The sequence below is a fragment of the Variovorax sp. GW821-FHT09D05 genome, assembly GCF_059416325.1.
On the sequence record NZ_JBWKOZ010000009.1, the window covers coordinates 194002 to 208591 of the forward strand.

Below are 14590 nucleotides of genomic sequence, written 5' to 3' on the forward strand. Positions count from 1 at the left end.
CGTGATAAGGCTGCCAGTACCCACTAATAGGGATAGACACCAAGAGACGTAGCCCTGGACCACACGTAAGTTTCAAGACAAACTAACTATTCGGCTGGGCACCATGCGTGCCTTAGCGTTACCGTGGCGCTGCCTCCGAAACAAGAACTACCGCACTGAGCCTCGTTGTTCAGAGTTCCATCAGCCAATGACTGACTCGATTCCGATGGCCGCCCGGAGCTCAACGCCGACCTATTCCGTGAAATGACCAATCGGTTGACGGCTCAGATTTATGCCGTCGATCAAGAGGAACTGAGCGCGAGGTCGTGCCGTTCTTGAGGACGTGCTGCCGAAAGTCGATGAAATGGTCGGGGCACTCGGGGGATCGACGCCGACCTGGCGCAGGTCATCCTGTATCGCGGGCGGCTCGGCCTGCACTTCTGGTCGCGCGGCGTCAACAACGAGTTCACGGCGGTTTACGCGCACATCAAGGGCCGTTGGATCTTCCAGAGGTTTGGGGAGATCTTTGGCGAGGCTAGGCAAGCCTGAACAGCAACGAGCCGCACTCGATTGGACGAGAATGCGATTGCAGCGCGCAAAGCGGCTTGGGAGGACGTGTTGACTATTTATTCATGCGAGATGTACCCGTCCGATGAGGCATGGGATGCGATCTACGATGCAATCGAGGAAGGACGCCAACCGCCCTGGCCAGAAACACATCTTCATCTCGAACCCCAAGACACCTCATTGCCTGGGTGGCTCGCACTGTTGGAATTGATCGAAGACGCGGCTCGCGATCGCAGGGAAACGTTCTCTCCCAAAGAGATTCTCGGCGCTGAGCTGTGGGGCCAGGTCATCACATTGCCACCATCGATCGCCAAGCTGAAGCACGTCAAGAAGCTCAATCTGTATCGCAGCAGCCTGCTCCGCATTCCACCTGAGATCGGAGAGATGGAGAGCCTGGAACAGTTCGTTCCTTACACCTCGTATGGGTTGCACTGGTTCCCCTACGAGATAACGCGATGCCGGCACCTGAAATCAAGCACTGTCAGTACGCGAGCGCTCTATGGAAACTACAAGTACAGACCAACATTCCCTGAGCTAGACCCAGTGGTGGAAGCTCTGATTCCTGCGCGATGCAGCGTTTGCGACCGTCTCCTTGAGAGCCGCGGCGAGGTTCATCAGCGATGGCTGTCGCTCAACGTTGCCACCGACATTCTTCCGCTGTTGGTCAATGCGTGTTCCATCGAGTGCGTAGAGCAGCTTCCTGCCCCGGCGCAAGGCTACGTACCATTTCCCCATAAGGGCGGTACTTCGGTCGTCCAGCCCCCAGCAGACTAGGCACCGCAAGTGGTTAGGCAGGTCCTGGCGCGATGCCAGCGTGCTCGTCGAAGGGCTACGCGTTCGGCATGTAGTAGAACTCGAACCCGTGCTCCCGGAGGTTCAGGAAGTCAGAGATCTCCCGCTCATCGCACAAGCTTCGCAGCTTCTCGATGCTGACCCTTTGCGCATCCAGATGGTGCTTCCCCATTTCGAACGCGCCAACGCCGAACGCCTCCGCAAGGTCGTAGCTCTCCGAGCTTGTCGCCGCCAGAAACACCGTGGTGACGACTGTCGCGCCAGGTTCGACTTCCGCGTAACGCTGGGCACCGTACTCGAGCGACTCAGCGACATCCTGCGAGAACGGCCCGATGCCGATTACTTGTGCGTCTAGTCCCATGGCCTAAATGTACCTGCGGGTCATAGCGCGCCTGCGAGCCCCTTCATGTCGTTCAACAGCGCCTCGAAGAACCGCCCTGTGAGCCGAGGCTCGCTCAATCCATCGGTCATGAACCAGCACTCAGGATCCGGGTCCGCGGACTCAGCGTCGAACCAGGCCGCCATGTAGCCATGGTGCGAGAAGAAGACGATATGGGAGTCCTTCAGCTGGTATCCGCATCGCCTTCAGTTTCCAGGGGGTGCAGTGCCGCGAGACGCTGGACCTGCCCGGCACACGCGAGAACCTGCGCTATGCCGAGCGACTGCGCGGCGAGATCCTGCGCAAGATCGAGCACGGGACGTTCCGGTACAACGACTACTTCCCCTCTTCAGCGAAGTGCCGGGTGTTCGGCCATGGCTCTGCGAAGGGCAAGGACGCGACCATCAAGCAACTGCTGGAGGGATACCGCGAACGCTCGAAGGCATCGCTGCAGCCCAGCACCTGGCGTGGCTACCGAATGGCTATCGACAACATCCTGATCCCGCAGTTCGGGCACCTGCAGGTCCAGGCCTTGAGCACGGGCACATTGCGAGAGTGGATCGCACTGCAGAAGGTCACGCGCAAGCGCATGAGCAACCTGCTTCTTCCGCTGCGCAACGCCTTGTCGGAAGCACTGGCAGACGAGGTGATCGACTTCAACCCGCTCGACCGACTGAAGCTGTCGCGGATCCTGCCGCGGGACACGCTCCACACGGACTACGAGCCCCAGCCGTACAGCGTGGAAGAGCTAGTGCCGCTGCTGGTCAGCATGACCGGCGCCGAACGGGCGGCGTTTCAGTTCTGGGCATACACGGGTGTCAGAACGAGTGAGCTGATCGCGCTGACCTGGGCCGACATCGATCTGCAGGCCGGGACTGTGCGCGTCCACAGGGCAGTCGTCGAGGGCGAGGAGAAAGGCACGAAGACGCGTGCCGGCGTGCGCACCATCCCGCTGCTTCTTGCCGCCCGCCAGGCGCTTGAGGATCAACGGCAACGCACCGAGAAAGCTGGTGGCCGGGTCTTCATGAACCCGCGCAACGGCAAGGAATGGACGGACCAGTCACTGCTGCGGCTGTGGCAGCGCACCTGCAAGAAGGCCATGGCCAGCTATCGCAATCCGTACCAGATGCGGCACACGTTCGCGAGCCAACTGCTGAGCCAGGGCGAGAACCCGGCGTACATCGCCAAGCTGCTCGGCCACAAGACGACGGAGATGGTGATCCGGAACTACGGCCGGTGGGTCGAGCAAGGCGCCACTCTGGGCTTCGACCGACCGCAGGTAAAGTACGGTCGGGAGCATCTGCCTGGTCTGCCGGAGGTCGGCGACGCGAGCGATTCAGGTGCGAATCGCGTGTGAGAAGTGTGTGAATCGCGGGACGCTGTGTGACGGTCCGAGACGGAGAGCCTTTTCGTAAGTCCTTGATTTAATTGGACTTGGCTCTAGAAATTTGGTGGAGCTGGGGGGATTTGAACCCCCGTCCGCAAGCCTTCATCGCGCAGTTCTACATGTTTAGTGATCTGATTTAAGTCTCGCTTCCGGAGTCGCGCAGTCACACGCTAAACCGGACGCCAGCACCCTATTTTCTCGCCCCGACCCAAGGTACCCGGATCGGAGCCAGCCCATGTAATTATCCTTGCAGCCGGGAGGTCAGGATTGCTCCAGACCCCCTTGCCCAGCCCATCGGCCAACTGTTGCAAGGCTCACTGGCAATTAAGCAGCGAGTGCGAAACGTTCGTCGTTTGCAGTTAGTTTGTTTGAATCTGTTTTACGAGCGCATTCAGCTCGACATGCCCCGCTGCGACTCCGAACCCACGTCGAAACCAGTGCAGCCCCAAGCAACTCATTTTAGGCACTATTGAGTAACTTCAAGAGCTCAAGGGGCGAAGAGATTGAAGCATCGGCCTGCCAGAGTGCCGAATCGGCCTGTGTACCCATGTAGCCGTAGGTGGCTGCGACCGTGCGCATGCCTGCAGCGCGGCCCGCGATGATGTCGCGCTCGTCGTCGCCGACGTAGATGCATGCCCGCGATGCCACGCCAAGCCGGCGCGCGGCTTCATGCAAGGGCTCGGGATGCGGCTTGGCAAACGGCGTGGTGTCGCCGCTCACAACCGCGCCCGCACTCGCGAAAAGCGGAATGGCGCGCGTCAGCGGATCGGTGAAGCGCATCGACTTGTTGGTGACGACACCCCACAAGAGGCCGCGCTCGCGCAGCGCCTCGATGAGCGCTTGGACGCCATCGAACACCTGCGTGTTGAGCAGCATGCGGCGCTCGTAGGTCACGAAGAACTCTTCGCGCAGCTCAGGAAACTCCGGCGATTCTGGCGTGATGCCGAACGCCACGCCGAGCATGCCGCGCGCGCCCGCACCAGCCATGGGACGGTAACGCTCCAGCGGGTACGAATCGAGGCCGCGCTCAGTGCGCATCTTGTCGGCTGCGGCGCCCAGATCGGGCGCGCTGTCAATCAGCGTGCCGTCGAGGTCGAACAGCACGGCTTTCGTCTCGATGCCCATCATCCTTGCGATTCCGACTTCAGTTCGGCCGGCTTCTGCGTGGCGAACATATAGTTGACGCTGGTGTCGCCGCTGAGCCAATAGCGCCGGGTCAAGGGATTGTGTTCCATGCCGCGGGTGTGCCGAAGGTCCAGACCCGCTGCGCGGCAGTAGCCGGCCAACTCGCTGGGCCGGATCAGCTTCGCATATTCATGAGTCCCACGCGGCAGCATGCCGAGAACATACTCGGCGCCCACGATCGCCAGCATGAAGGACTTCAAGCTGCGGTTGATCGTCGAGAAGAACACCCAGCCACCCGGCTTGACCAGCGTAGCGCAGGCCTGGATCACCGAGGCTGGCTGCGGCACATGCTCGAGCATCTCCATGCAGGTGACGACGTCGAAGCTGCCCGGCTGCTCGGCTGCCAGCGCCTCCGCGCTGATCTCACGGTACTTCACGCCGCGGGTGCCGGCCTCGAGCGCATGCAGCTGCGCGACCTTGAGCGCCTTGCCCGCGAGGTCGATACCCAGCACATCAGCCCCCTTGCGCGCCATCGAATCGGCCAGGATGCCGCCGCCGCAACCGATATCGAGCACGCGGCGATGCGAAATAGGTGCAATACCGTCAATCCATTCCAGGCGCAATGGATTGATTTCATGCAGCGGGCGGAATTCGCTTTCCAAATCCCACCAGCGATGCGCGAGCTCTGAAAACTTGGCCAGTTCGGCCGGATCCGCATTCACGTTTTCTGTCATGCAGCGATTATGAAACGAGCAATGTCCAATAAACACCGCGCGGGCTTTGCCAAAGATCAATCACGAATTCGACAGCCATAAAAAAACCCCGCCGAGGCGGGGTTTTCATGATCGATGGAATCGATTGATTAGTTGGCGCGGGTGCCGACCACTTCGATTTCCACGCGACGGTTCTTGGCGCGGCCTTCCTTGGTGCGGTTGTCAGCCACTGGCTGCTTCTCGCCCTTGCCTTCGGTGTAGACGCGGTTGCGTTCGATGCCCTTCGAGACCAGGAAGGCCTTGACGGCTTCGGCGCGACGCACCGACAGACGCTGGTTGTAAGCGTCCGTACCGATCGAGTCGGTGTGGCCCACAGCGATGATGACTTCGAGGTTGACGCCACGGATCTTCTCGACCAGATCGGTCAGCTTGGCGCGACCTTCAGGCTTCAGAACCGACTTGTCGAAGTCGAAGAATGCGTCGGCAGCGAAGGTCACCTTGTTAGCGGCGACTTGCGGTGCAGCCGGTGCAGCCGGAGCAGCGGGGGTCGGAGCAGCAGCAGCCGGAGCAGCAGGAACCAGAGCACCGTCGCAACCAGCGGCAGCCGTAGCCGGCGTCCAGTTGGCATCGCGCCAGCACAGTTCATTCGTGCCGTTCTTCCAGACCAGTTCGCCGGTGCCGTTTTGCCAGTTGTCGATCGTAGGACCGCCGTCCGCAGCGGTGACACGGGTCTGCGCGCCGGCGGCAGTGGCGAGCGCAGCGACTGCAAACATCATCGCCACTTTATTCAGTTTCTTCATGGTTCTCCTCTTGGGGAAAAAGCCGCAGCCGCGCTGCGAATCAAGGACGCTTTAAGTGACCACCACCCAAAACGTTGAGGCGATTGTGCCATAGGGTCTTTGGCAAACAGGCCGCTGGACGGCCCCGAAGCGTAGGACGGAGGCGGAATAGGCGCCTTGTGTTGCGGCGGTGCGACACCCCTCACAGCGTAAAATTTCGCCTTCCTGCCGCCAGCCCCTCGCTCATGACCTCCTTCGCAAAAGAAACCCTGCCCATCAGTCTCGAAGAGGAAATGCGCAGCAGCTATCTCGACTACGCCATGAGCGTGATCGTGGGCCGAGCGCTTCCCGATGCCCGCGACGGCCTCAAGCCTGTGCACCGCCGCGTGTTGTATGCGATGCACGAGCTCAACAACGACTGGAACCGGCCATACAAGAAATCGGCCCGTATCGTCGGCGACGTGATCGGTAAGTACCACCCGCACGGAGACCAGTCGGTCTACGACACCATCGTGCGCCTGGCCCAGGACTTCTCGATGCGCCACATGCTGGTCGACGGCCAGGGCAACTTCGGGTCGGTCGATGGAGACAACGCGGCCGCAATGCGGTATACGGAAATCCGGCTGGCCAAAATTGCGCACGAAATGCTGGCCGATATCGACAAGGAAACTGTCGACTTTCAGGACAATTACGACGGCTCCGAAAAAGAGCCGAAAGTGCTGCCAAGCCAGCTCCCGAATTTGCTGGTCAATGGCTCCGGCGGTATTGCGGTGGGCATGGCCACCAATATTCCGCCGCACAACCTGAATGAGGTTGTCGACGCCTGCCTGCACCTGCTGCGCAACCCCGAAGCCAGCATCGACGAGCTGATGGAAATCGTGCCGGCGCCCGACTTCCCCACCGCCGGCATCATCTACGGCATCAACGGCGTGAAGGACGGCTACCGCACCGGCCGCGGCAAAGTCGTGATGCGCGCCAAGTGCCACTTCGAGGACATCGACCGCGGCCAGCGCCAGGCGATCATCGTCGACGAGCTCCCCTACCAGGTCAACAAGAAGACGCTGCAGGAGCGCATGGCCGAGCTGGTGCACGAGAAGAAGATCGAAGGCATCAGCCACATCCAGGACGAGTCCGACAAGTCGGGCATGCGCCTGGTGATCGAGCTCAAGCGCGGCGAAGTGCCCGAGGTGGTGCTCAACAACCTCTACAAGCAGACGCAGCTGCAGGACACCTTCGGCATCAACATGGTGGCGCTGGTCGACGGCCAGCCCAAGCTGTGCAACCTGAAGGACCTGATCCAGGTCTTCCTGCAACACCGCCGCGAAGTAGTCACGCGCCGCACCGTCTTCACGCTGCGCAAGGCCCGCGAACGCGGCCATGTGCTCGAAGGCCTCGCGGTGGCACTGGCCAACATCGACGAGTTCATCCGCATCATCCGCGAATCGCCGACGCCGCCTGTCGCCAAGGCCGAGCTGATGACCCGCAGCTGGGACAGCAAGCTGGTGCGCGAAATGCTCACGCGCACGCGCGCCGACGGCGGTGTGATCAACGCCGACGACTACCGCCCCGAAGGCCTCGAGCGCAATTTCGGCATGGGCGGCGACGGCCTCTATCGCCTGTCGGAAACGCAAGCCCAGGAAATCCTGCAGATGCGCCTGCAGCGCCTGACCGGCCTCGAGCAGGACAAGATCGTGGCCGAGTACAAGGACGTGATGGCCGAGATCGACGACCTGCTCGACATCCTGGCCAAGCCCGAGCGCGTCTCCACCATCATTGGCGACGAACTCGGCACCATCAAGCAGGAGTTCGGCCAGTCGAAGGTCGGCGCGCGCCGCAGCCTGGTGGAGCACAGCGCCTACGACCTCTCGACCGAAGACCTGATCACGCCGACCGACATGGTGGTGACGCTCTCGCACAGCGGCTACATCAAGAGCCAGCCGCTGGGCGAATACCGCGCGCAGAAACGCGGCGGCCGCGGCAAGCAGGCCACCGCCACCAAGGACGACGACTGGATCGACCAGCTCTTCATCGCCAACACGCACGACTACATCCTGTGCTTCTCCAACCGCGGCCGGCTGTACTGGCTCAAGGTGTGGGAAGTGCCGGCGGGTTCGCGTGGCTCGCGCGGGCGCCCCATCGTCAACATGTTCCCGCTGCAGGAAGGCGAAAAGATCAACGTCGCGCTCGCGCTGACGGGTGAAAAGCGCAACTTCCCGGCCGACCAGTACGTGTTCATGGCGACCTCGATGGGCACGGTCAAGAAGACGGCGCTCGACGAGTTCAACAACCCGCGCAAGGGCGGCATCATTGCCGTGAACCTCGATGAGGGCGACTACCTGATCGGCGCGGCACTGACCGACGGCAAGCACGACGTCATGCTCTTCAGCGACGGCGGCAAGGCCGTGCGCTTCGACGAGGAAGACGTCCGCCCGCTTGGCCGCAATGCCCGCGGCGTGCGCGGCATGTCGCTCGACCCCGGACAGGGCGTGATTGCCATGCTGGTTGCCGAAGATGAGCAGCAAAGCGTGCTCACGGCCACGGAAAATGGTTACGGAAAGCGAACAAGCATTACGGAATACACCCGCCACGGCCGGGGAACCAAAGGCATGATCGCCATTCAACAGAGTGAGCGCAACGGCAAGGTCGTTGCTGCCACTCTCGTGCATGCGGATGATGAGATCATGCTCATCACCGACAAGGGCGTGCTGGTGCGCACCCGGGTTGCCGAAATTCGTGAACTTGGTCGCGCGACGCAAGGCGTTACGCTGATCGGACTCGACGAAGGCGCCAAACTCAGCGGGCTACAACGTATCGTCGAAAACGACGCGAACGGCGAAAGCGAGCCTGACGCGGACGATACTTCCTCATCTTCAACGGAGAATCCTCAGTGAAAAAAATCAAACTCGCACTTCTGACGGTCGCCCTGGCAAGCAGTTCGATGGCCGCCATGGCCCAGGACAAGGCCACGCTCATCAAGCAGTTCATCGACATCCAGCGCCCCGGTATCGAATCGCTGGCACGCGGCCTGGTCGAGCAATCGAGCGCTCCGATCGCGCAAGCGGGTTCGCAATACCTGCAGACGCAAGTGCCTGAAGCCAAGCGCGAAGCTGCCGCCAAGGCTGCCGACGCCGAGCTGAAGAAGTACTTCGACGAGACCTACCCCATCGTTCGCGACAAGGCCGTTCAACTGGCCCCGGGCGCCCTCACCCCGCTGATGGAGCAGAACTTCAACGAAGACGAACTCAAGCAGCTGCTGGCCTGGATCAACTCGCCCCTGAGCAAAAAGTACCAGGACCTGAACCCGAAGATGCAGACCGCACTGACGGAAAAGCTCGTGGCCGACACGCGCACCACGGTCGAACCCAAGATGCGCGCGCTCGACACCGCAGTCGCCAAGGCACTCGGCGCACCGACCGATGGCGCTGCCCAAGGCTCCGCTCCCGCCAAGGCACCTGCCAAGGCCCCAGCCAAGAAGTAAAAGCAACGTGACCCAGCAGCAGACGCCGGCCGGCAAGCGCCCCTACAACTTCTCGGCCGGTCCGGCTGCCATGCCGGAGGCGGTGCTTCAACGCGCCGCCGCCGAAATGCTCGACTGGCAGGGCAGCGGCATGAGCGTGATGGAAATGAGCCATCGCGGCAAGGAATTCGGTGCGATCTGCACCCAGGCCGAAGCCGACATCCGCACGCTGCTGGCCATTCCCTCGCACTTCCAGGTCCTGTTCATGCAGGGCGGTGGACTGGGCGAGAACGCCATCGTGCCGTTGAACCTGTCGCGCGGCAAAACCGCCGACTTCGTCATCACCGGCAGCTGGAGCATCAAGTCGCACAAGGAAGCGCAGCGCTACTGCACAGCGCGCGTTGTCGCGAGCAATGCCGACGACCAGCACACGAAGCTGCCCGACCCTGCGACCTGGCAGCTCTCCAAAGATGCCTCGTACGTGCACGTGTGCTCGAACGAGACCATCAACGGCATCGAGTTCCAGCAGTTGCCCGACCTGGCCGCGCTCGGCAGCAACGCCCCGCTGGTCATCGATTTCTCCTCGCACGTTGCCTCGCGCAGCGTCGACTGGAGCCGCGTGGGCCTGGCCTTCGGCGGCGCACAAAAGAACCTCGGCCCTGCCGGCCTGACCATCGTGGTCGTGCGCGACGACCTGCTGGGCCACGCGCTCGAGATCTGCCCGAGCGCGTTCAACTACAAGACCGTGGCCGACAACCACTCCATGTACAACACCCCGCCGACCTGGGGCATCTACATGGCGGGGCTCACGTTCCAATGGCTGTTGCAGCAGACCGAAGGCCCGCACACCGGCGTGGCTGCCATGGAGCAGCGCAACATCGCGAAGGCGAAGCTGCTGTACGACTTCATCGACGGCTCCGACTTCTACGCCAACCGGATCGACCCGGGCTGCCGCTCGCGCATGAACGTGCCGTTCTTCCTGGCCGACGAAGGCCGCAACGAGGCTTTCCTGGCCGGCGCGCGCGAAGCCGGGCTGCTGCAGCTCAAGGGCCACAAGTCGGTCGGCGGCATGCGCGCGAGCATTTACAACGCCATGCCGCTGGCAGGGGTGCAGGCACTTGTGGCCTACATGCGAGAATTCGAGCGATCGCATGCCTAGGCGCATGCCCAGCTGCTCGCACCGATGACCGCCTCCGCACCCACACCGCCCTCTTCTCCCTCCGACAACTCCGAAAGCCTGGCCGATCTGCGCGTGCAGATCGACTCGCTCGACCAGCGACTGCTCAGCCTGCTCAACGAGCGGGCCCATGTGGCCGAGCTGGTCGGCGAGGTCAAGAAGCGCGAGGGCACCCCGTTCTTCCGCCCCGACCGCGTGGCGCAGGTCATCGACAAGATGCAGAAGAGCAATGGCGGTCCGCTCAAGGACCTCCACGTGGCTGCCATCTGGCGCGAGATCATGTCGGCCTGCCTGGCGCTCGAGTCGCCACAACGCGTGGCCGTGCTGGGCCCCGAAGGCACCTTCTGCGAGCAAGCCGCCATCGAATACTTCGGCGGCGCCGCCGACCTGATCTATTGCGCCAGCTTCGACGAGGTGTTCCACGCCACCGCCGCTGGCAGCGCCCAGTACGGCGTGGTCGGCGTCGAAAACTCGACCGAAGGCGTGGTCACGCGCTCGCTCGACCTGTTCCTGCACTCGCCGACCCATGTCGTCGGCGAAGTCAGCCTGCTGGTGCGCCACCACCTCCTGCGCAGCAGCAATTCGCTCGAAGGCGTGGAGGCCGTGCTGGCCCATCCGCAGGCGCTGGCACAGTGCCAGACTTGGCTGTCCAAGCACCTGCCGAACGCCGAGCGCCGTGCCGTATCGAGCAATGCCGAAGGCGCACGCCTCGCGGCCACCAACCCGGCCTGGGCCGCATTGGCCGGCGAACGCGCCGCCACCCGCTTCGGCCTGCACATCGTGGCGCACGCCATTCAGGACGACTCGTACAACCGCACCCGTTTCTCGGTGATCTGCCTGCCGCAGACGCTGGCCATGCCGCCAGCCTCGGGCCGCGACTGCACGAGCCTGATCGTCTCGGTGCCGAACCGGCCCGGCGCGGTGCACGACCTGCTGGTGCCGCTGAAGGCCAACAACGTATCGATGACCCGCTTCGAGTCGCGCCCCGCTCGCACCGGCCAGTGGGAGTACTACTTCTACATCGACCTCGACGGCCATCCCTCGCAGCCCAACGTGGCCGCGGCGCTGGCCGAGCTGCGCGGTCTCTGCGCGTTCTACAAGGTGCTGGGCGCCTACCCCGTCAAGGCCTGAGCGGCAGGCAGCCCCACAACATGTTCGAACAACTGGGACTGATCGGCTGCGGCCTGATGGGCGGCTCTTTCGCGCTCGCACTCAAGCGCGCGAAGCTGGTGAAACGCGTGGTCGGCTACAGCAAGTCGCCCTCCACCACCGAGCGGGCACGCCAGCTCGGTGTGATCGACGTGGTAGCGCCTTCGGCGCTGCTGGCGGTGTCAGGCTCCGACATCGTGCTGCTGGCGGTGCCGGTGGCCGCATCGGAAGCCACATTCAAGGCCATCCGCCACGGCATCTCGAACGAGACGCTGGTGATGGACGTCGGCTCGACCAAAGGCGACGTGATCGAAGCCGCGCGCAACGGCCTGCAGCGCCAGTTCGCGAACTTCGTGCCGGCACACCCGATCGCCGGCAAGGAGCTCTCGGGTATCGAGCACGCAGAGGCTTCGCTGTTCACCGGCCGGCAGGTCGTGCTGACGCCCGTGAAGACCACGCTGCGCTCGAACGTGCAGCGGGCCTCGCAGGTGTGGAGCGGCATCGGCGCGCACGTCGTCACCATGACGCACGAAGAGCACGATGCAGCCTTCGCCGCCGTGAGCCACCTGCCGCACCTGCTGGCCTTCGCGTACACCAATGCCATCGCCAGCCAGCCGCAGGGCGACCGCTTCCTGAGCCTTGGGGGACCGGGCTTTCGCGATTTCTCGCGCATCGCCGCGAGCGACCCGGTCATGTGGCGCGACGTGCTGCTGGCCAACCGCGAACAGGTGCTGCAACAGTCGCAGGCCTTCCGCAAAGCGCTGGACGACCTCGAAGCGCTGATGGCCGCTGGCGACCTGCAGGCGCTGGAGCAATCCATTGCCGCCGCCAGCAAGGCCCGCGCGGCCTGGAAACCGGCCACCGACACCTCGTCGCAGCAGCAGGACAACTGAAATGTTCTCGACGACCTTCCTCGATCTCCCGCCCCTCGCGGGCGCGGCCGGTACGGTCCGGCTGCCGGGCTCCAAGAGCATCTCCAACCGCGTGCTGCTGCTCGCCGCGCTCGCGAGCGGCACCACCACCATCCACGACCTGCTCGATTCCGACGACACGCGCGTGATGCTCGACGCCCTGCGCGCGCTCGGCTGCGGCATCGACCCGGACGGAAACACGCTGCGCATCACCGGCCTCGGCGGCCAGCTGAAGCCCAGCGAAACGCTGCTGCCGCTGTTCCTCGGCAACGCCGGCACCGCGATGCGCCCGCTCACCGCGGCGCTGTCGCTGCTGGGCGGCGAGTTCGAGCTGAGCGGCGTGCCGCGCATGCACGAGCGCCCCATCGGCGATCTCGTCGACGCGCTGACCCAGCTCGGCTGCCGCATCGACTACCTCGGTAATCCCGGCTATCCACCGCTGCGCATCCATCCGGTGCCGCACGGCGACCTGGCGCTCGACGCGCCGATCCGCGTGCGCGGCGACGTGTCGAGCCAGTTCCTCACCGCCCTGCTGCTGGCATTGCCGCTCGCGGCGGCCGGCGACATCGTGATCGAAGTGGTCGGCGAGCTGATCTCCAAGCCGTACATCGAGATCACGCTGAACCTGCTCGCGCGCTTCGGCATCCAGGTGCGGCGCGACGGCTGGGAGCGCTTCACCATTCCGGCAGGCAGCAGCTACAGCTCGCCCGGCGACATTCACGTAGAGGCCGATGCCTCATCTGCTAGCTATTTCATAGCATTGGGCGCGATAGCGACGGGTGTTTCTGGCAAGGACGGCATCCGCATCGAAGGCGTGGGCGCCGATTCGATCCAGGGCGACATCCGCTTCATCGACGCCGCCCGCCAGATGGGCGCGCTGGTCGACAGCGGTCCGAACTGGCTCGAAGTGCGCCGCGGCGCCTGGCCGCTCAAGGCCATCGACCTCGACGCCAACCACATCCCCGACGCCGCGATGACGCTGGCCGTGATGGCGCTGTACGCCGACGGCCCGAGCACGCTGCGCAACATCGCGAGCTGGCGCGTGAAGGAAACCGACCGCATCGACGCCATGGCCAACGAGCTGAAGAAGCTCGGCGCCGCCGTCGAGGCCGGCCCCGACTTCATCCGCGTGCACCCGCTGGCGCAGGCCGGCTGGCGCCCGGCGAGCATCCACACCTACGACGACCACCGCGTGGCCATGTGCTTCTCGCTCGCGGCATTCAACCCGGCGGGGGTGCCGGTGCGCATTCTCGATCCGCACTGCGTCGCCAAGACCTTTCCCGATTACTTCGAGACCCTGTTCTCTGTGGCCGAGGCCGCCGAGGTGCCGGTGATCTGCATCGACGGCCCGACCGCTTCCGGCAAGGGCACGCTCGCGGCCGAAGTAGCGCGCCTGCTCGGCTACCACTACCTCGATTCGGGCTCCCTCTACCGCGTGACCGGCCTGGCCATGCGCCGCGCAGGCCTGAGCGCTGACGCCCAGCACGAAACGCAGATCGCTGCACTCGCGGCCGCCCTGCCCCTGCAGTTCACCGAAGGAAAGGTGCTGCTGGCCGGCGAAGACGTCAGCGACGACATCCGCACCGAAGCCGCCGGCATGGACGCCTCCCGCGTCTCCACGCTGCCAGCCGTGCGCGAGGCGCTGCTGGCCCTGCAGCAGCGCTTTCGCCAGCTGCCCGGCCTGGTGGCCGACGGGCGCGACATGGGCACCGTGATCTTCCCCGACGCGACGCTCAAGGTCTTCCTCACGGCCAGCGCCGCCCAGCGCGCCGAGCGGCGGCATAAGCAGTTGATTTCAAAGGGTATTTCGACTACACTCGACAGTCTTCGCTCCGACTTGGAAGCACGTGACGCCCGGGACTCATCCCGCAGCGTCGCCCCTCTGAAGCCGGCGCAGGACGCTCGCCACCTCGACAACTCCCAGCTGTCCATCGAGCAATCGATCGATCAGGTCTTGGACTGGTGGCAACAAGTACAGCCTTTCAAGCCCGCTTGAAAAGCTGGCGCCCGACGGAATATCCCGAAATATTCATAAGGCGCATACCGCTCCAGCAGGCTCCTTCCGCGCGACAGCGCACTGGCCTGCTGGTTGTTCAACCAACCCGGGTTTATATCCAAAAAGCCCACAAAACCGCCGTCTACAGACCCACAGCAGCCGCACGCAATTTCGCAAGA

12 protein-coding genes and 1 other RNA gene are annotated in these 14590 nt (G+C 63.7%); 8 read left to right on the plus strand and 5 right to left on the minus strand.

Annotated features, from left to right (window positions below):
- The first annotated feature begins 549 nt into the window (after nt 1-549).
- A complete protein-coding gene (locus AC07O3_RS24490; protein WP_495340549.1) occupies nt 550-1320 on the plus strand; it encodes a hypothetical protein in 771 nt (256 codons plus the stop codon).
- 55 nt (nt 1321-1375) lie between these two features.
- Here AC07O3_RS24490 and AC07O3_RS24495 read toward each other — a convergent pair whose 3' ends face one another.
- The gene (locus AC07O3_RS24495; RefSeq protein ID WP_495340550.1) at nt 1376-1699 is read right to left on the minus strand and encodes a hypothetical protein; all 324 of its coding nucleotides are present in this window, start codon (nt 1697-1699) and stop codon (nt 1376-1378) included.
- Nucleotides 1700-1916: 217 nt separating this feature from the next.
- Between AC07O3_RS24495 and AC07O3_RS24500 the strand changes: the two genes are divergently transcribed.
- Nucleotides 1917-3074, plus strand: coding sequence for a tyrosine-type recombinase/integrase (locus tag AC07O3_RS24500; RefSeq protein WP_495340628.1), 1158 nt, complete (start codon nt 1917-1919; stop codon nt 3072-3074).
- Nucleotides 3075-3166: 92 nt separating this feature from the next.
- Here the strand turns inward: AC07O3_RS24500 and ssrA are convergent.
- From ssrA to ompA, 4 genes are all read right to left on the minus strand, one after another.
- Nucleotides 3167-3551, minus strand: a transfer-messenger RNA (tmRNA) gene (ssrA, locus tag AC07O3_RS24505).
- 12 nt (nt 3552-3563) lie between these two features.
- On the minus strand, nt 3564-4232 hold the full coding sequence (locus AC07O3_RS24510; RefSeq protein WP_179830464.1) for an HAD family hydrolase: 669 nt from the start codon (nt 4230-4232) through the stop codon (nt 3564-3566).
- Entirely contained in the window at nt 4229-4963 is a 735-nt protein-coding gene (ubiG, locus tag AC07O3_RS24515) for a bifunctional 2-polyprenyl-6-hydroxyphenol methylase/3-demethylubiquinol 3-O-methyltransferase UbiG (protein WP_495340551.1), read from the minus strand. The genes AC07O3_RS24510 and ubiG overlap by 4 nt, the downstream gene beginning before the upstream one ends.
- A 128-nt stretch (nt 4964-5091) precedes the next feature.
- Entirely contained in the window at nt 5092-5742 is a 651-nt protein-coding gene (ompA, locus tag AC07O3_RS24520) for an outer membrane protein OmpA (protein WP_056510399.1), read from the minus strand.
- A 224-nt stretch (nt 5743-5966) separates the two neighbouring features.
- Between ompA and gyrA the strand changes: the two genes are divergently transcribed.
- The 6 genes from gyrA (at nt 5967) to AC07O3_RS24550 (ending at nt 14411) form a co-directional block, all read left to right on the plus strand.
- On the plus strand, nt 5967-8612 hold the full coding sequence (gyrA, locus tag AC07O3_RS24525) for a DNA gyrase subunit A (protein ID WP_093050119.1): 2646 nt from the start codon (nt 5967-5969) through the stop codon (nt 8610-8612).
- Nucleotides 8609-9199: a DUF2059 domain-containing protein gene (locus AC07O3_RS24530; RefSeq protein WP_093050116.1), complete on the plus strand. Its 591-nt coding sequence runs from the start codon at nt 8609-8611 to the stop codon at nt 9197-9199. Before gyrA ends, AC07O3_RS24530 begins: the two co-directional genes overlap by 4 nt.
- A 70-nt stretch (nt 9200-9269) precedes the next feature.
- Complete coding sequence (gene serC, locus AC07O3_RS24535) at nt 9270-10337, plus strand: 3-phosphoserine/phosphohydroxythreonine transaminase (RefSeq protein WP_495340629.1); 1068 nt, start codon at nt 9270-9272, stop codon at nt 10335-10337.
- A 24-nt stretch (nt 10338-10361) separates the two neighbouring features.
- On the plus strand, nt 10362-11486 hold the full coding sequence (gene pheA, locus AC07O3_RS24540) for a prephenate dehydratase (protein ID WP_093050110.1): 1125 nt from the start codon (nt 10362-10364) through the stop codon (nt 11484-11486).
- Between the two features lie 20 nt (nt 11487-11506).
- On the plus strand, nt 11507-12397 hold the full coding sequence (locus AC07O3_RS24545; protein WP_093050107.1) for a prephenate dehydrogenase: 891 nt from the start codon (nt 11507-11509) through the stop codon (nt 12395-12397).
- Between the two features lies 1 nt (nt 12398).
- Nucleotides 12399-14411, plus strand: coding sequence for a bifunctional 3-phosphoshikimate 1-carboxyvinyltransferase/cytidylate kinase (locus AC07O3_RS24550; RefSeq protein ID WP_495340552.1), 2013 nt, complete (start codon nt 12399-12401; stop codon nt 14409-14411).
- Nucleotides 14412-14590 lie beyond the last annotated feature (179 nt).

Coding starts and splice junctions, on each gene's coding strand:
- ompA (WP_056510399.1), bottom strand. CDS start 5,742: ATGAAGAAACTGAATAAAGTGGCGATGATGTTTGCAGTCGCTGCGCTC.
- AC07O3_RS24510 (WP_179830464.1), bottom strand. CDS start 4,232: ATGATGGGCATCGAGACGAAAGCCGTGCTGTTCGACCTCGACGGCACG.
- gyrA (WP_093050119.1), top strand. CDS start 5,967: ATGACCTCCTTCGCAAAAGAAACCCTGCCCATCAGTCTCGAAGAGGAA.
- AC07O3_RS24495 (WP_495340550.1), bottom strand. CDS start 1,699: ATGGGACTAGACGCACAAGTAATCGGCATCGGGCCGTTCTCGCAGGAT.
- ubiG (WP_495340551.1), bottom strand. CDS start 4,963: ATGACAGAAAACGTGAATGCGGATCCGGCCGAACTGGCCAAGTTTTCA.
- AC07O3_RS24545 (WP_093050107.1), top strand. CDS start 11,507: ATGTTCGAACAACTGGGACTGATCGGCTGCGGCCTGATGGGCGGCTCT.
- AC07O3_RS24550 (WP_495340552.1), top strand. CDS start 12,399: ATGTTCTCGACGACCTTCCTCGATCTCCCGCCCCTCGCGGGCGCGGCC.
- serC (WP_495340629.1), top strand. CDS start 9,270: ATGCCGGAGGCGGTGCTTCAACGCGCCGCCGCCGAAATGCTCGACTGG.
- pheA (WP_093050110.1), top strand. CDS start 10,362: ATGACCGCCTCCGCACCCACACCGCCCTCTTCTCCCTCCGACAACTCC.